The sequence below is a fragment of the Clostridioides sp. ES-S-0010-02 genome (assembly GCA_020641055.1).
Classification (GTDB): Bacteria; Bacillota; Clostridia; order Peptostreptococcales; family Peptostreptococcaceae; genus Clostridioides.
Genome location: CP067345.1, coordinates 655,825 through 674,574, shown reverse-complemented (window position 1 = coordinate 674,574; position 18,750 = coordinate 655,825). Strand labels below are relative to the sequence as shown.

General features: G+C 25.4%; 17 protein-coding genes and 1 pseudogene. 7 read left to right on the top strand and 11 right to left on the bottom strand.

Translation table 11 applies throughout. The annotated features are described in order from the left end of the window. Nucleotides 1-245 precede the first annotated feature (245 nt). Both JJC01_03530 and JJC01_03525 read right to left on the bottom strand, forming a co-directional pair. Nucleotides 246-539: pseudogene (locus JJC01_03530) on the bottom strand (response regulator). 171 nt (nt 540-710) lie between these two features. Further along, nucleotides 711-1,361, bottom strand: a complete 651-nt coding sequence (locus tag JJC01_03525) for a membrane protein insertase YidC (GenBank protein UDN58951.1) — start codon at nt 1,359-1,361, stop codon at nt 711-713. A gap of 722 nt (nt 1,362-2,083) precedes the next feature. Between JJC01_03525 and JJC01_03520 the strand changes: the two genes are divergently transcribed. Further along, nucleotides 2,084-2,677 (top strand): nitroreductase family protein, encoded by a 594-nt coding sequence (locus tag JJC01_03520; GenBank protein UDN58950.1) that lies wholly within the window; start codon nt 2,084-2,086, stop codon nt 2,675-2,677. A gap of 105 nt (nt 2,678-2,782) precedes the next feature. Here the strand turns inward: JJC01_03520 and JJC01_03515 are convergent, their stop codons facing one another. Beyond that, nucleotides 2,783-4,186: an MATE family efflux transporter gene (locus JJC01_03515; protein ID UDN58949.1), complete on the bottom strand. Its 1,404-nt coding sequence runs from the start codon at nt 4,184-4,186 to the stop codon at nt 2,783-2,785. After that, the gene (locus JJC01_03510; protein UDN58948.1) at nt 4,170-4,631 is read right to left on the bottom strand and encodes a MarR family transcriptional regulator; all 462 of its coding nucleotides are present in this window, start codon (nt 4,629-4,631) and stop codon (nt 4,170-4,172) included. The genes JJC01_03515 and JJC01_03510 overlap by 17 nt, the downstream gene beginning before the upstream one ends. A gap of 272 nt (nt 4,632-4,903) precedes the next feature. Here JJC01_03510 and JJC01_03505 point away from each other — a divergent pair, with 272 nt between their 5' ends. The 6 genes from JJC01_03505 (at nt 4,904) to JJC01_03480 (ending at nt 8,950) form a co-directional block, all read left to right on the top strand. Beyond that, entirely contained in the window at nt 4,904-5,887 is a 984-nt protein-coding gene (locus JJC01_03505) for a helix-turn-helix transcriptional regulator (GenBank protein ID UDN58947.1), read from the top strand. 61 nt (nt 5,888-5,948) lie between these two features. Beyond that, on the top strand, nt 5,949-6,386 hold the full coding sequence (locus JJC01_03500) for a DUF3795 domain-containing protein (protein UDN58946.1): 438 nt from the start codon (nt 5,949-5,951) through the stop codon (nt 6,384-6,386). Nucleotides 6,387-6,414: 28 nt separating this feature from the next. Further along, a complete protein-coding gene (locus tag JJC01_03495) occupies nt 6,415-6,651 on the top strand; it encodes a DUF1697 domain-containing protein (GenBank protein ID UDN60115.1) in 237 nt (78 codons plus the stop codon). Between the two features lie 583 nt (nt 6,652-7,234). Beyond that, nucleotides 7,235-7,756 (top strand): PadR family transcriptional regulator, encoded by a 522-nt coding sequence (locus JJC01_03490; protein ID UDN58945.1) that lies wholly within the window; start codon nt 7,235-7,237, stop codon nt 7,754-7,756. A 43-nt stretch (nt 7,757-7,799) separates the two neighbouring features. After that, nucleotides 7,800-8,303, top strand: a complete 504-nt coding sequence (locus tag JJC01_03485; GenBank protein ID UDN58944.1) for a flavodoxin family protein — start codon at nt 7,800-7,802, stop codon at nt 8,301-8,303. Continuing rightward, complete coding sequence (locus tag JJC01_03480; protein UDN58943.1) at nt 8,300-8,950, top strand: hypothetical protein; 651 nt, start codon at nt 8,300-8,302, stop codon at nt 8,948-8,950. Before JJC01_03485 ends, JJC01_03480 begins: the two co-directional genes overlap by 4 nt. A 589-nt stretch (nt 8,951-9,539) precedes the next feature. On the opposite strand, the gene JJC01_03475 is transcribed toward JJC01_03480, so the two are convergent. The 7 genes from JJC01_03475 to JJC01_03445 form a co-directional block, all read right to left on the bottom strand. Next, complete coding sequence (locus tag JJC01_03475; protein UDN58942.1) at nt 9,540-10,841, bottom strand: hypothetical protein; 1,302 nt, start codon at nt 10,839-10,841, stop codon at nt 9,540-9,542. Beyond that, a complete protein-coding gene (locus JJC01_03470; GenBank protein ID UDN58941.1) occupies nt 10,822-11,568 on the bottom strand; it encodes a flavodoxin family protein in 747 nt (248 codons plus the stop codon). Before JJC01_03470 ends, JJC01_03475 begins: the two co-directional genes overlap by 20 nt. 243 nt (nt 11,569-11,811) lie before the next feature. Next, on the bottom strand, nt 11,812-12,783 hold the full coding sequence (locus JJC01_03465; GenBank protein UDN58940.1) for a CPBP family intramembrane metalloprotease: 972 nt from the start codon (nt 12,781-12,783) through the stop codon (nt 11,812-11,814). Between the two features lie 217 nt (nt 12,784-13,000). Continuing rightward, nucleotides 13,001-13,204 (bottom strand): hypothetical protein, encoded by a 204-nt coding sequence (locus JJC01_03460; GenBank protein UDN58939.1) that lies wholly within the window; start codon nt 13,202-13,204, stop codon nt 13,001-13,003. 419 nt (nt 13,205-13,623) lie between these two features. Continuing rightward, complete coding sequence (locus tag JJC01_03455) at nt 13,624-13,821, bottom strand: hypothetical protein (GenBank protein ID UDN58938.1); 198 nt, start codon at nt 13,819-13,821, stop codon at nt 13,624-13,626. 57 nt (nt 13,822-13,878) lie between these two features. Continuing rightward, nucleotides 13,879-16,965 (bottom strand): thiopeptide-type bacteriocin biosynthesis protein, encoded by a 3,087-nt coding sequence (locus tag JJC01_03450; GenBank protein UDN58937.1) that lies wholly within the window; start codon nt 16,963-16,965, stop codon nt 13,879-13,881. Then, nucleotides 16,952-18,709: an ABC transporter ATP-binding protein gene (locus tag JJC01_03445; GenBank protein UDN58936.1), complete on the bottom strand. Its 1,758-nt coding sequence runs from the start codon at nt 18,707-18,709 to the stop codon at nt 16,952-16,954. Before JJC01_03445 ends, JJC01_03450 begins: the two co-directional genes overlap by 14 nt. Nucleotides 18,710-18,750: the final 41 nt, after the last annotated feature.

Below are 18,750 nucleotides of genomic sequence, written 5' to 3'. Positions count from 1 at the left end.
ATTATTCCTTTCTATAATATTCTTAATTATTGAGTCTTCTTAATTCTTTAACTACTCTACTTTAACTACATTTAAGGCTTACATCTTCCCCACTATACCATGTTGAAAATAAAATATTTCTCCTATTCTTGATAAAAAGCTTCTCTATACTCCTAAATCTGTGATTATTGAAATCATGAAGTTTTTGAACAATCTTTTTATAAAAAATCATTTTAATGAGATACTCTCATACATCATAACATTTTATAATCATCAGCCCCATACTCATAGCCTTTTAATTTATCTTCTTCTTCACCTTTAGCTGTCAACATAATAATAGGTATATTAGTCATTTCACGTGAAACTCTACATACTGAGAATCCATCTAAATATGGCATCATAATATCCAATATCATTAAATCTATATCATTATTCTTCACTATTGTAAGTGCTTCTACTCCATCATCAGCAGTTATGCAAGTATATCCTCCTTTTTGCATATATTCTACAATGATATCTTGCATTCTTTTTTCATCTTCTACTACTAATATTTTAGCCATTATTATTTTATCATCTCAGTTTTTTAACTTTATTTTAGTTTATATTAATTTATTTTGTAACTATTTTTTAGAAAATAATATGTTTATAAAAATAACCTACCAATTTATAAAAATAGCCTGCCAACTTTGATTCATGTTGGCAGGCTAAGAATTTATAAAATACTTATTATATTATTTTAATACTAGTTTATTTTTTTGATTAAAATATATTCTAAAGCAAATCTCTTCAATTAATGCATAAATTGCACTTGTTATAAAATATAGACCTAGGGCTACTGGAGTTCTAACAGTTATTATAAGACTCGTTATAGTAGTCATTATAATCGTTTGTTTATTAAATGTTCTTTGAGAACTCACCTTAAAATATGGTATATAATTTATTAAATTTGGAGCTAGCATAGTTAATGTGTATATACAAGGTAGTATAAATAAATTATCAGCTGTATTTAAATTAGCAATCCAAGGAATTATAACTGTCGTAAATCCCTTTGGCATGTTTAAGCATACATGATACAGTGCATATATTACTGGCATTTGTAGTAAAATTGTGGAACACCCAATCATACTCTTCATACTTTCCACAGAGTGCATCTGTAGTTGCTTTTCAAGTTCTTTAGCATTATCCTTATATTTTTCTTTTATATGTTCCATCTTTTCTGCCAATTCTTGTTGTTTTTTCATAGAAAATCTTTGTTTTAATGACAATGGCATTAGCATCAACTTTACTATTAAAGTTATAAGTACTATTGCAATCCCAAAATCTCCTGTAAAACTAAATAATATATTTAATACCTCTTGTAGTATATTTGAAATGAAATCCATTCTATTCTCTCCTTTTATTTTAAATTCTTGAACTGTAATAGAATCATTTCAAATTAAAATATACTATAATACCTCCAAATATCATATTTTTGAAAAACAATATAATGCTTAGGCAATCTTTTTTCAGAATATGTAAATCTATTTATAAATATGTTTTTCCTTAAAACATATTTAATTTTATGATATAAGAGGTCTTTACAAAAGTAAATTATGCATCCAAGGATAGATACTAATAATGTCATATAAATTAGTATATATAACAGATTATCCATATCAAATCTCATTACATCACCTCATAAGTATTTATTTTTGTTTTTATGTTTATGTTTATATTTATGTTTAAATAATTATAGTATGTTAATCCCTTAATGTCAATATTTTTATACACTATCTATGCTATCCATCCACACCTAAAAGAGTGAGCTTTCTGCACTAGGTTGTAAATATACAAGTACTAATACCTTGATAAAGCTACATTAAATTTTCAGTGTTATTTTTACCAGAATTCTCATGTTCTACTTCTAAAGACAATGACTTTTTTCTAAATTAATGATAAAATAATTAAAACAATTCTTCTATATGTGAATATGTTTTTTGTAAACATAACGTAAATATATTTTATATAAATAGATTTTATCTAAATATATTTTTAAAACTAATATAATCTTTTAAATAAAAACCTTACTTGGAAAAATTAACAAAAATAAATGGAGGTTACTATAATGATAAGCAATTCTATATCGAAAAGACGTAGCATTAGAAAATATAAAAATCAAAATATTTCACATGAAACTATAGAAAAAATAATTGAAGCTGGAATAGATGCACCTTCATCTAAAAATAGACAACCATGGAAATTTATTGTTGTCACTGAAAAAGAAAAAGAATCTATGCTTAGAGCGATGAGCAAAGGTATTCAAAATGAAATTGATAACAATGGACTTCTTCCAGAAAGTCGTCAACATATTGCAGGAGCAAATTATACTGTTGAAATTATGAAACAAGCTCCCATAACAATTTTTATTTTAAACAAGTTGGGAAAGTCACCTTTAGAAAACTTATCTGCTGAAGAACGTTTTTATGAGATGGCAAACATACAATCAATTGGAGCTGCAATTCAAAATATGTCTCTTACAGCTGTAGAATTAGGTTTAGGTAGTCTTTGGATTTGTGATGTGTACTTTGCATATCGTGAATTATGTGAGTGGTTAGATACAGATAGTCAATTGGTTGCAGCAATATCGTTAGGTTATCCTGATGAACAACCAGCAAAAAGACCTAGATTAAAGTTAAATGATGTAACTAAATGGAGATAAATAACTATTTATAATTAAAATATGGTAAGTAAATTCAATAAAAACAATTTACTTACCATAAAAAATAATTTGATTACTATGCTGTTAGAACTATTGAAGATTATCTTATACCTCTACAATCTCCTTATGATTACTCACTACTTTATTTTGCTTTATAGTCAATGATTTCATTTCATGAACTGCAAAATATATACATACCATTGCAGCAGCGGCATCCGCTATTGGCCCCGCATACATTACTCCATCAATACCCATAAACATTGGTAAAATCACTATTAATGGAATTAAAAACAGAATCTGACGAGTCAAAGAAGTAAAAAGTCCCAGTACTGATTTTCCAATTGATGTAAAGAAAGTTGATGATACTATTTGAACACCATTTATAAATGTTAAGAACAAGAAAGTTCTAAAATAATGTTCTGCAAATATAAAGTAAGTTTCATTCCCATTACCAAATATAGATGTAATTTGTCGTGGGAAGAATTGGAAGCATAAGAATGCAATAACAGATATAACAGTTGCACTTCCTACTGCTAACTTATATGCTTCTTTTACACGATTATATTTTTCAGCTCCATAATTGTATCCTATAATTGGTTGCATCCCTTGTGATATACCAATAATTATAGATATAAAAATCATATTTACTTTAATAATGATACCAACACAAGCAAGTGGAATTTCACTTCCATAAACTGACCTAGCTCCGTAATATGCCAACGTATTATTCATAACTATTTGTGTTACAGTCATTGCTAATTGGTTAAAACATGAACTTGAACCTAGCGCAAATATATGTTTATAAATTATACTTTCTAATTTAAAACTTTTCTTATGTAGTTTAATATGTTGAAAATTCATTACATAATAAACACTAAAGCCAAAAGATATAAGTTGACCAATAACAGTAGCTAAAGCAGACCCAGCAATTCCCATATCAAGCACAAATATGAATAGTGGATTTAAAATTGTGTTAATAACTGCTCCTACCAACATACAAAACATAGAAGCTTTTGGTTTTCCATCAGCAAGTATCAACTTACTCATTCCAGTAGACATTATAAGAAATGGCAATCCAATTGATGTAATCTTTGTGTATGTGTGTGCATAAGGTAATATTTCTGATGTGGAACCAAAGAATTTCAATAGTGGTGTTAAAAATATTGATACTATTATAAACAAACTTATTCCAAAGATAGCCATTAGACAAATAGAATTTCCCGCTGATTTTGTAGCTTTTTCTGAATTTTTAGCACCTAATTCTAATGAGCACTTAGATGCTCCACCAATACCTAATAATAAAGCAATTGCAGTACATATTGTTGTTAGTGGAAAGCTAACATTTGTAGCAGCATTACCTAACACTCCAACACCTTGCCCGATAAAAATTTGGTCAACTATGTTATATAACGCACTTACTAACATTGCTATAATGCTAGGTATTGCATACTTAGTCAATAATTTTGAAACTTTCTCATACTCCAATGGTTCTTTATATTTTTCTTCCATCTTCCTTCGCCTCCAATTTTGCTTCTTCATTCATATCAATAGCTATAAAAGCAGTCTTTTTTAACATTGACATGAACAACTCTTGCTCTTCTTTTTTAAATGAACTTAACAATTCCTCTACATATCCATTCGTTATTTTTATTATTTCATCATAACATGCCAAAGATTTTTCTGTAGGATACAGATGCCATGTTCTTTTATCTTTAACACTTGGTTCTCTAGTGATAAACCCTTCTTTTTCTAGGTTTGCCAAAGCTCTTGTTATATTACTAGGATTTACAAGAATTCTTTTAAATATAGTATCCTGTGTAATACCTGGATTACTACATATGTGTAATACATAAAAATATTGGCTATTATTAATTCCAATATCAGCCAATTTCCTATCAATATAGTTTGCGTTATATCTATTTATAATGGAAACCCATTTTAATAGCTCTCTCATGTTCTCTCCTTAATATTGTTATTTATATTTTTGTTGCGAGCGCAACAATCTATTTGCTCATGCAATTATTTTACTGCTAAATTTACACTTTGTCAATAGTTCCTAATTCTTAATTCCTTTTAAGCTGTCATGTCAATGTGACATAATATAGTAAATTAGACAAGATGCAAATCCACAGAATTAAAATTAAATGACAACAAGTAAAATCAAGCCATAACTTCTCTATTTCGTTATAATGAATGTAGGGTAATTGAAACGAGGTGAATAGTTAAATGTATGAGTGGCAACAACAAATTCAGATAATCATTGACGAGATTGACAAATGTATTAAAAATTACAACGGCGAAGTCTTAACGTTACGCTTTCTTTCTCGCAAATTAGGATATTCTGAATTTTATACAACGAAAAAATTCAAAGAAATATCGGGTATGCAGTTTAGAGATTACTTGCGGAATAGAAAATTAGCCTTTGCATTAAAAGAGGTTAGGGACAGTGATAAGAGTCTATTGGACATTGCTTTTGATTATGGATTTTCATCACATGAAGCTTTTACCAGAGCTTTCAAAAGAACTTATGGTGTAACACCAAGTGAATATCGAAAAAATCCTAAGCCAGTCGTTCTTCGTACAAAAATAACCCCTTTTGACCGCTACTTTTTAGGATTAGGAGAAATAGGAATGATTAAATCAACAGATGGTGTCAAGATTTATTTTGCAACCATACCTGCACATAAATTTTTGTACATTAAAAACAATGAAAGTAACGGGTATTGGGATTTTTGGAGAAAACAAAACCTTATTCCAGGACAGGACCACGAAACAATTTGTGGTTTGCTCGACAGCATCAAGGGTAAATTGGATGATGATGGTGGAAGCGAAGCTAACTGTGGAAGTGGTCAGATTATGGCTTATATAAACAGTCCAGATGGCAGGCTCTGCGATTGGGGTATTCTCCGTACAGAGTGTTGGGGCGTACGACTTCCTTTTGATTATAAAGGGGAACTTCCGCCACAAATGCTTATGATTGATATTCCTGAAGCCGAGTATATCATCTTTGAACATGGTCCATTTAATTATGAACAGGAAAATTGTAGTGTTGAAGAAAAGATTGAAATGGCTATGGCAACTTTTGATTACATTGGTAAGGGTTACTGTCCTGATATTACCCCTGGAAGAATCATGTACTTTTATTATAACCCAGACCAGTATTTTAAGTACATTAGACCTGTGAAAAAGATGTACGCCTATCCACTGTAAAATCCAAACTAAGTAGATAAGACGTACTCGATAAAATAAAATTTAAGGAGGAAAATTAAAAATGACTAAGTCTATTTGCGGAGTTGATTGTAGGAAATGCGAATTGAGTAACACTTGTAATGGATGTGCTGAAACGAAAGGTCATCCTTTTGGTTCAGAGTGCTTGGTTGCATTATGTTTGAAAGAAGGTAAAGATGCTCTATACAAATTCAAAAAGAATTTGATTGCAGCATTTAATGCACTTAATATACAAGATATGGAAGAAGTCACAGAACTTAATGCACTGAAAGGCTCTTTCATTAACATTGAATATACCTTGCCAAAAGGGCAGCTTGTAAAGTTTTGGGACGATAATAAAATTTACTTTGGAAATCAGCTTAGCAAAAAAGACAGTGACAGATATTATGGAATTATTGCTGATGAAAAATATCTCATGGTATCTGAGTATAGCGTTTATGATTCTGATGCTGAAATTGTAGTATTTAAGCGTTGGATGTAAATGCAAATTGAAAGTTGAATCAAAGATTATTTATAATAGATGGAGGTTCTTTAAGTTAGAAAAATATATTGCTCTTTTTCGTGGCATAAACATTAGTTGTAAAAACAAAGTGTCAATGCCATTATTAAAGGCGGCATTTGAAGGTATGGGATTTTTGAATGTTAGCACCTATATCAATAGCGGAAATGTTCTTTTTCCAGTGAAAGCAACGATAAAAGTGAATGCCAGCACTACAAAAAAATTATTTTTGTTATCTAGCAAGTAAATCTATTATGGGCATAACATGGAGTTCCCAAATTTCAGTTTATCTTTATCATTGACTGACTAGAAAATTTGAAATTGACTAGAAGGTTATAACTGGATGGAAGTAGTTAAATTTGCAAAAAAACAGCTATACGAAAGCATCTGGAGCTATGACAATACCATAAAAGGTTAATAATCTAACGTCGTCATTTGTACAAAACTAAGAAAAAAATAGAGACTGACTCAGACAATCCACAATATATTGGCTGTTTGGGGTGTTGGCTATAAATTCAGCGAATAAAAACCGCAGATTGTATATAATTCACTAATTAGTGAATTATATACAATCTGCGGTTTTGTGCACTATTCAAATAATTTATATGCTTTTAATCATATTGTCATGTCAAAGTTCTTATGTAAGTGGTAAATTCAACTCTTAAAACTTAAGATATGATAATAAACCTAGTGTTTAAGCGATAATCTGTATTTCTGTTTAAAACTTAATTTAAAAACATATTGACAGTCTACCCATTATTTGTAATAATTAATATATCAAAACGATATATAACTAAACAATATATACATAAACGATATTAGGAGGCACTATGTTAGAATACATTATTTTAGGATTTCTGATGGAAAAAGAATTAAGTGGATATGATTTAAAACAAAAGATGTCACAAAGTACTTCATACTTTTTTGATGCTAGTTTTGGTAGTATTTATCCTGCACTTAAAAGATTAGAAGAAAAAGATTATATCTACTATCGCGAAGTTATAGATGGGGGCAAATTAAAAAAACTATATTCCATAACTGATATAGGGAAATCATACTTTCTCGAGTGGTTAGAAAAACCAATTAAATTTTCTAAGACAAAGCATAACCACCTTGTTAACATATTTTTTTATGAGTACTTACCTAAAGAAATAATTGAAACAAACTTAAAAATGTTGATAGCTGAAATTGAATTACTTTTAAATAAATTAGATGCACAAAAAACTGAGGTAGAACAAAATTGTTGTATTGACCAATACACATGTATGTATTTCACAATGATTTATGGCGTTGACTATTATAGTTTTGTAATTAATTGGTGTAATAATTTATTAAAAAAAATTGTAGGATAGAATTACAAAAGTCAACCTACATAATATAAAGGGGGTAAAACTTATGAGACTTTTAATACATGATTTAACTGAAAAAGATTTAGATAATTTATTACCTAAACTTGATAACAATATAAAAATACTTTCAAACACTGAAGAAATCCACAAGTGTATTGGTTGTTTTGGTTGTTGGATTAAAACACCTACTACATGTGTCATAAAAGACTATTACAGAAATATGGGTAAATTGATAGCTGATTCTGATGAATTTATTATAATAAGTAGATGTTGTTATGGTGGATTTAGCCCATTTGTCAAAAATATACTTGATAGAAGTATAAGCTATCTCCTTCCATACTTTGTAATAAAGAATAATGAAATGCATCATAAAAATAGATATGAAAAACAGATAAATTTAAAGGCTTTATTCTATGGGGATTGTATTACAGATACTGAAAAAGACACTGCTACTAATCTAGTACGTGCAAATGCTGTAAATCTCAATATGAAGGAACATTCTGTTTCATTTTTTAAAAATCCACAAGATGTAAGAGGTGAATCTTTATGAATATAGTAATGATAAATGGAAGCCCAAAAGTAAAAGAAAATAATTCACAATACTTTTTATCTGAAGTAGAAAAACTTATACAAAAGGATAATGACATTCTCACATTTAAAATAGACAATGTATCTAAATATCCTAAAGCTATTGAAGCCATACTTACTTGTGATAGGTTAATAATTGCATTTCCTCTTTATGTAGATGGCATTCCTTCTCATTTAATTCGTTTTTTAGAGGAATGTGAAGAATGTGCGAAGAAACTAAATAAAAAATCTATTCCAGTATATGCAATAGTTAACTGTGGATTCTATGAAGGGAAACAAACTCATTTAGCAATTCAAATGATAGAAAATTGGTGTAAAAGGGTTAACTTTACATGGGTTCAAGGGATAGGAATTGGTGGAGGAGAAATGCTAGGTTCATTACAATCTACTCCTTTAGGTAAAGGTCCAAAAAAAAGCTTAGGAACTTCATTAGGAGAACTATCAAAGAATATACTTAGTAACAACATAGATAGTAACACTTCTAGTAAAGATAATATTTTTATATCACCTAACTTTCCTAGATTTCTATTTAAATCTATGTCTAATTATCATTGGACTCCTCAAGGTAAATCAAATGGACTGACTAAAAGTGATATATTAAGAAAATAAAAAATTAATATTAAAATAAATTTTATTTAGATTATTAAAATAACATTTTTATTTTAAATTTTTCAGATAAAAAACAAAAACATAATATCAAAAATGGCTGTCACATGAGTAAATTATTTTTTCTGTGACAGTTATTTTTTAATTATCTCAATAAGTAAATTTTTAATTGTTCTATACAAATAAATTAAATACGTTATTTTAAACCCAGAAATCTACCCTAGCTTACAAGTTCTTTTCTATATCTATTATTCTAATATTTTTTCATGATTCTAGAACTTCTATAATTTTGTCTCCTCTAATATGTATTTGGACACGATTAATATTCCAATGGTTTGTCAAGTATTTTTATTTTTATGTACAAAGCCAAAATCCTTATACTATATTCACTTACTCATATAAACATTATTACATTTTGCTCTAATACAGATTCTTGGTAATATTTTAACTTTATAAATATTGAAAAAATACAGTATAAGACAATTACATCCAAAAACATTAGAGCCTTCAGCTTCACACATATTTTGATAAACTAATTTAGTATAAAAGATGTAAAATTAAAAATTATATCTTTTATACTAAATTTTTTAATTTAAGATAAAAATAATAATTTCTCATAATCAGATTCTTTACTTAATATAGAAATTAATGATAAGATTATTCCAGTTGTTCCTTCTAAAAATGAAGTACTATCTATTATTGAATCATCTAATGTTTTAAAACCATACTTTAATGATGGTTCAAATAATTGAAATATTTCTTTCAAGGTCATATTAAGATTATACAAATAATCTTTATCATTAGTTTCTTTATACATTATTGTCATTACAGATAAAATACTACTGTGACCATGACATAAAATAGGTGTAGTCAAATAATACTCATCATATTTATATGTCAATAAATTCTTTAATATGTTATCATATTTCTTCACTAATTTATCATTTTTTAAGTTTAAAGAAGCATTTCTCAATCCCTTAGCTATGCTAATCCCTCCATAACACCACCTTGACATTGCAAAAGAATTGTAATTACTTTCTTCTTTTAAATAGTCTTCAATAGATAATTGTGATGGCCATTTATAATACCCATCATCTTTATTTAAAAATACATCATATAAGTTGAAAATTTTATCTATAGCCTTATCAATTTCTCTTATATTTTCAACCTTACTTTTCAATTTTGTTATTGAAATCAAAGGCGCTAACATACCATGAGCCATACCAAAATCTAAACTTCCTTCCGGGAATATATATTTATACTTTTCATTTATTAAATTTTCAGGTTTAATATGAAATCTTGGAACCATATATCCTTTATATTCATATTCAAGGCAAAGCGACATAAGATATTCCCCAAGTTTTATTATCTTAAAAAGATCTTCATCTCTCCATTTAAATTCTAAAAGATAGTTTAATACTCCTGATACTCCATATATTGAATCATAATCAGTATTTTTTGTATTTACATCAAATATATTATTACTTGTTAGAACTATAACTTTTTTATAACATTCATTTAGCAATAAATTATTTAGTGAGTATAAAAACTTCTCTAAAAGCCCAGTTTTTTTATTAAATAAATATACTGAGAAAGCCATATATCCTAAATCAGAATACATATAAGGATTTTTATAATTTTCAAATTCATATTCTAATTTATGTTTTATCCCTTTTGCTAAACTATATCCCATTTCTATATATTCTTCTCTACTCTCATTATTTATCAATGGCAAAAACTCTGAAATTGTAATTAAATAATCTTCATATCTAAATGGTGGTATATAATCATTTATATACTCTTCTTTTATAGACAACATATACCATTCAATAATGTATTTAATTTTCTCAAAATACTCATTTTCTAGTTCAATCTTACTTTTCTGTAAAATCATGATCTATACTCCTTTTTTTTATAGCGAATTCTTGAAATGAATCAGTTTTTTTTATCCAATTTTGATTCCAAAATTTTATTTCATTATGTTTTGATATTTTATTCTTATAGGCTTCGGATATATATTCTACTTTATAAGCTTTGAACAATCGCTCTAGATAATAATTAGAATATCCATAATTCTCTTGTGTCTTCTTTAATATATCCTTCGCTATCAAAGATGTTTTTTCATGAATTGAATCATTTATATTTAAAAAACTATAGCTCGATAATACCTTAACACCTAAGTGTTTAAGCATACTATCTAAATGCTCATTAACTTTTTCTGTTCCACCTTGATCTCCAACTGCTAAAGTAAAACCTAATTTTCCTGAAAGACTTAAGATATGACACTGATACGATAATCTATCTAAAAATGTTTTCATTATTCCAGGTACACTATCAACATATACAGGAGAAGTAAAAATTATAATATCTGCATTTTTCATATCTTCACGAATAAGAGTAAAATTATCAAAGTTATCCATTTCACAAAATCCATTTTTAAAACATTTTTGGCATCCAATACAGTACTTAATATCAAAATCACCTAATAAAATATTCTTATATTCATACCCTGAATTAAGTTTTATAAGTTCATCAAGTATTTTATCTGTAACTTTCTTTGTCTTGGAATTAGCATTATTTGAGCCAGTAATTGCTACAATATTCTTTTTAATAATAAACACCTCACATTAAAATTTTTCAATGAAAAATTTAGTATATCTAACTTTTTTAATTCAATAAAAAATTAATAATTTTTTGTATATTTAATGTAAATTTTAATAAAGTATAATATATTATTAAAATCATCTATAAACTAATTTCTTATACAATACTTTTAAATTTAAATATAGAATTATTTATTTTTCACTGTTATAATGAGTTTTCTATAAAAACATTTATTTGAAACTTTATTTTATATAAATTAGTTATAAATCTTTATTGTATTCTTTTGTGAGTAGAAATGGAATATAAAACAATAATATAAATATCAATCTTTTTATAATAGTATGATAACTAATGACCATTTCAGAGTCATTGAAAATGACACCTAAACTATTAATTAAAACATGAATTATAGAACAGTACCATATATTCTTAGTTTTCATATAAACATAACCTAAAAATATAGAAAGTCCAATACCATATATCAAATGGGCTATAGATCCAATTATTGGAGCTTTGGGACTATATAGTGTAAATTGTAATGGTAAATGCCATAAACTCCAACAGGTTCCTACCATTATAATACCTATTTTTTTACCAAATCTATCAAAAAAAATACTTTGTAAAAAATATCTCCAACCATATTCTTCAGATAAAAAAGGATAAATATATGTTAATGATACTATAGGAAGGAATATATAATTCAAGAAATTTTTATAATTAAATTGATTATCACTTATTATTACTCCAAAAACAATTTGAGAAAATATAAAATAAAAAATTAGTAAAATACCTATTTTAAAATTTTTCAAAATATGTAAACTTTTTATTCTAAAAGAATAGACAATAACGCATAAGCTACTTATTAAAATTAAACTAGAATTCACTAATTGAAATTGATTAATATTTATTAAATTTAATAATTCAATAATAAAAAAAAATAAATAGGTAATGAAAAATAATATTATTGATGAATAAAAATCATATTTATCATTAGTTCTTCCTTCTGTGTAAAATTTTGCAATAGAAACTGAAGATAATGGTAATATCATCATAAATCCAGCAAAACTTTCTTGATCTATAGAGTCTCTAAAACATATTGATAGTAGACCTAATGAATAGGATAAACCATAAGTTATAGAAAAAAATATTATAGTTTGTATTTTTTTTCTTTTTTTTTCATTACTAATATATATTGGATTTAAAAAGTTTATCCATTTTGATTGTAAATTCAATAAACATAACCTCCCTTTTTAATTTTTTATAAAAAATAATGTATAAAAATCATTAAAATTAAATTGAAATCAAATGATGATATAACTGAGTCTAAATTTTTTATAATAATTATTAGAATACTTAGACTCAGCTATGTTTTTACTTATAGAGATATACTAATGTTATATTTATAACAAATGCTTTATAAAATTTACTTAATCATAAATGTTAATTAAATTATCTACCTGTACACTTACTTATCTTTGTAATATTACAATTACCACTCTCTCCACATGTAACTTTTGACATTACTGTTGTACAAGCTTGAAGTGATACATTTATACTAAAGCATATCTCTCCACCAGTTTTACGAGGCTCTGCATGTACCTCATTATTTTTATTTTCTTTTAAATCAATATCAAAATCATCAAATTTACCCATTTATATTCATCTCCTTGTATTTTTATATATTCATAAAGCACCTGTTACTTACATGATTACTATTTAAGTTTTTATAATTTCTTTTGTTTTTGAATTATTGTTATTCAAACTAGCAATTGTTAGAATAATTTGTTTATTAAATAACAATCAGTGATTTTTATATCTTAAATAAATTTTGATAAAATATATTGTACTACTAAAATATGTTTCTACATTTTATAAACTTTCTTTTAAGTATTATTGCTTAATAAAACTATTTAGTTAATCATTAAAATTGAATTGAAATTAACCAATGATATAGCTGAGCCTATTCATTACAAAACTCAAACTCAGCTATATTTTTACTTGTAAAGGACTACTAATACTATATTTATAACAAATGCTTTATAAAATTTATTTAATCATAAATGTTAATTAAATTATCTACCTGTACATTTACTTATCTTTGTAATATTACAATTACCACTCTCTCCACATGTAACTTTTGACATTACTGTTGTACAAGCTTCAAGTGATACATTTATACTAAAGCATACAGCACCAGTTAAACGAGGTTCTACATCATTACCATTTTTATTTTCTTTTAAATCAATATCAAAATCATCAAATTTACCCATTTACGTTCATCTCCTTGTATTTTTTATATATTTACAAAGCATTTGTTATTTACATGATTATTGTTTGTATTTTAATTGATTAATAATTTTATTAGTTGACAAAAAAGCTAATGATAAAATTCTTTTTTCATAATTTCTATTACCATGTAGACGATTGCAAAACATGTGTGATATTGATAAGAGTACATCTCTGAGATCATCAATATTAACAATTGATTCTTCATTGTAAATTAATTTTTTAAATTGAATTAGTTTATTTTTCCTATGTAGATATTCTTTTAACAACTGTTCTTCTTCCATAAATCCTTCAAATTTTTCATTTATAATATTTTCAACAAAGCTAACATAATTAAAGTCGTATTTATGAAAATTTTTTCTATATTCTAAGTCATCAAATATTCTTAACATTTCATATAGTTCTTCTAGATTTTGAGTTAATGTTTTTAAAATAGAAATCACTCCAAATAGATAAATTTTATCTAACTCTTCTTGATTTGAAGTATCAAAATGATTTAATAATGATATTACAAATTTACTATCAGATTCAAATAGTTCTTCAGCTTTACTAATAAGATTGAAACCTCCATACCTATTCGTTTCTCTCTCATAAACATCAAATATTACTTTATTAATCATTCCATCATTTTGTATTTGCTCTATCCAATTACTAATTATTGTTATATTATTTAAAGAACTTTCTTTGTTCTCAAATTTAAATCGTACTCTTAAATGTTCTCCTATAGTATCTGAATATCTGATGAAGAAAAATAAGTGTTTATCTAAATTAGGAATTAAATCATCTACAATAGAATTTAATATTTCTAGATCTCTATCTCCTATACCATAGAGTTTGAAATAAATCCACCCATCTGAAAATAAATTAAAACATCTATAATTATTTATTACTCTTTTACCTTGTCTTATTGGTTTAGTTTTTTTATAATTTTCTACCATAAATGTAAATACAAATTCTGACACATAGTTATTGTTATTCTCATCAGTTACTATGCTCCCATCAATAAGATTACTTTCAACTTCACAAAGTTCAATTACTTTATTTTTTCTTAATGAAGATAATACTATTTCACTATATATCTCCTTTTCCAAATTTATCAATAAACGATTATCATCATTTTTTAAATAAACAAATTTATCAATAGAAAACTTATTTATGTATACTTTTAACTCAGAGTGAAATTTAGAACGATTCTCTATTGAAAAATCATGAGAGTTTAATATCCATGTCTTAGGAAAAACTATGACCTTTCCAATTTTTATTCTTGGTATGTAAAATCTGTTAATATTTTTGAACATATATATCCTAGATAAAAAGTGATTATTATAGTTACTTGTTATACGATATAAAATATATGCTACATCATTTATTAAGTTTGGATTTATCATATTATCTAATACAAACTTTATTTTTTTATTATCTTTGTACTTAATATAAAATAAATCATTATCATCTACACCTACCGATAAATCTGCTATGTTAATATCTGAATCAATACTTTTAGAAGGAAATCCACAGTTTATATAATGCTCATAATTTCTTGTTTTATTGAATATATTAGTAATCCTTCCATAAGAGTTTATTTCTTTTATTTCTGCTATTATATGATCATTATCAATTATTTCATTTTTTTCATCATATATATTCCTATGCTCCTCAAATAATTTTTCATCTAAAACTTCTTCAAATCTTTGAAACATAGCACCCCCTTCGATACTCCCACTGTTAGGACCAAGAAAGTAATTATATTTGTTCATTTTATCTTGTGTTATAAAAATATTTAAATCAAATGATATAGGTAAATCAATACATGACTTAATATCATCTTTTATATCATTTTCTTCTATTACTATTTCATCATTATGATTTAGTTGATATAAGCTTAACTTTTTATCTAATAAATCATTTATTTTTTCTTCTCTTTCAGACATTATATTATTATAATCATTTTTATATCTAAATTTATTTATTGCATTAAAACCATTAGAGTCAATAAATTCTATAAAAGAAATTTCTGTATTAGACCCATATTTTTCTTGGAATTCTTGTTCTAAATGTTTATTCTCATTTATATACTTCTTATCAACATATAAGTATTTAAAAATATTTACAAATTCTTCTAAATCTTTTTTTATATTAAGATTGATTGAATTATTATTAAATTTAATCCCAGTATTCAACATTAAGTATGAATTTACTTTATGTATACTTTCCATTATAGAAAAAATACTATTAATATTATTTAAATTACAATTATTATAAAGAAATATTAAATAATCCAGTTCCTTTAATTTTGATAAAATTATTTTTTTCTCTTCATTTAATTCTATTAACTCAAGTTTCGAAATTAGTTTTTTTAATGGGTTTGAAGTCAACAAATCGGTTCTCAACTCAGTTAGTATAAATTCACTTTTTATAAGTTTAATGATAGTATCATAAACAATTGATTCGTCAATTCCTTCATACATATCCAATATAGATGAACATAGTTCATTAAAACTTTTAAAAGATTTTAGTTCTTCCTTAATCTGTTTTACTAAGTTTGAATATTTAATGTTATTTCTATTTATGTTATTTTCATTACCTAAGTTAGAGCAATAGGGATTTTTAAATCTATTTCCATATTTATAACATAATGGATTTATTTTTAAGTTAAGTTGAATTAAGATATCTCTATCACTTTCAAATAAATTAACTATATAGTGAAACCAAGAATTATCAACACTAATTTTTTTAACTACTAAATCCTTAGATATACTTATTAATTTATTTTTCTCATTTTCATTTTCACCAGTAAATTTTGCTAATCCAACCTTACTAAGTCCTCCAAATGGAGTCGGTCTTGATGATGATCTTATCAAATATTTCAAAATACTTTCATTATATTTCCTTATTTTTTTTTGTTTACCTTCTTCTTTATTAATAGTATATTTTTTAAAAGAATCATATAAATTTTTACTTGATATAAGTAAATTCTCTCCAAAAAAATCGTATAAATTATAATCCTGAATTAGTTTTTCTACATTTTCATTATATTTGCTATCCAATTCTGAGTATATGTTTATTGGCAAAGATGGTGTTCTCACCATGAAAACATCATGACATTTATATATATTAGCATTCTCCATAAAAAACATCTCCTTCTAATTGTATTTTATAAAGCTTTGAATACAAATCCCCATATTTCAATAAGCTTTCATGTGTTCCTTGCTCTATAACAATGCCACTATCCATGACTATTATTTCATCAACTTTCTTTACAATATTTATGAATCTGTGAGTTACTATTATCCCTATTTTATTTTCAAAAACTTCAGAATATAAATTCGATAAGCTATTTTCAGTTAGAGGATCCAAACTAGAATTTGGTTCATCTAGCAAATATACATCTGCATCTTTAACAAAAGTTCTTGCTAATGCAACTCTATGCCATTGTCCCATTGAAATTTGTTTTCCAGAATCAAACCAATATCCCAGTTGAGTATCATATTTATCATTCTCACCCTCTAAAATCTTATTTAAATCAAATCTATTTGTTATCTTGTCTAAATTTATATCATTATCAATTAGATTTAAATTTCCATAGTAAATATTTTCTCTGAATGTTGCTTCAAATCTTAGAAAGTCTTGAAATAAAAAACCCATTTTTTCTCTATATGAATCCATATCTATATCTCTAAGACTAATTCCATCAATTAAAATTTCACCTTTATAATCGAAATAGTATCCCATTATTAATTTTCCCAGAGTAGTTTTTCCACTTCCATTTAAACCTACAATTGCATAAGATTTTCCTTTTTCTAAAACTAGGTTTATATCCTTTAATATATAATCTTGTTTCTCTTTATATTTGAAAAACACGTTTTTTAATTCAATCTTTTTGATAGAATCTATTTTTGTTAAATCTTTTTTTACTTGAAAATCAACTTCATCTGTCATATCTAAAAGTTCAAAAAACATATCTACATATAAACTGTTTTCTTTCAATGTTGTCATTGAATTCAAAAATTTCTTAATATTATCTTTAATATTCATTATTAATTTTGTATATGTAATAACATCACCTATTAATATAATTCTAATTATTCCATAATATATTATTATTACAAATAATATACCATCAATAATTTCTTCTAATACATTTAAAATTGACATTTTAGTTAATCTTTCTTTTGCCAATGTTAGATCTTGTTTATTAAACTTAATTTTATATGTAGTGTACTTTTTTATAAAATAAGAAAATAAATTGTTTATTTTCAATTCTTTGAAAGCATCTCCATTGGTAATTAAATAACTATAATACCATGACTTTCTATATTCATTTGTTCTATTTCTAATAATATTATATTGTTTAATATTAAGTTTGTTTATGATAAAATATTTTATAATAGGTATAATTATAATAAAAGGCATCATCCAAATATTGAAACTCATAAATTTCAAAATATATAAAATACTAGTTGTTGATATAGTTATCAGTTCAATCATAGTACTAATCATAAGTATAATTTTATCATTAATTTCTGATTGAGCTCTATTGAACTTGTCATATACATCACTATCTTCAAAGTCTTTTAGTGATAGTTTTGATGCTTTTCTTAAAATCAAGTTTTCTAAATGCAAATTAAATTTTAATCCAAATTTGCTATTATAATAACTTAACAACATCTCTAGTATAGAGAGTACCAAATTAATAATCAAATATAAAACTACAATAGAGAAAATCTTTTCTAGATTCTTATTACCTATTTGTAATAAATTAATTATCTCTTGCATTAAATTTATAGATAATAATGGTATAATTGATAAAATTACTGAAGATATTAGACTTATAAAGATAAATTTTTTATCAGTTTCTAAAATTAAGTTCATTATTTGTTTCATTTTTAAGATTTTTAGTTTAATAATAATCA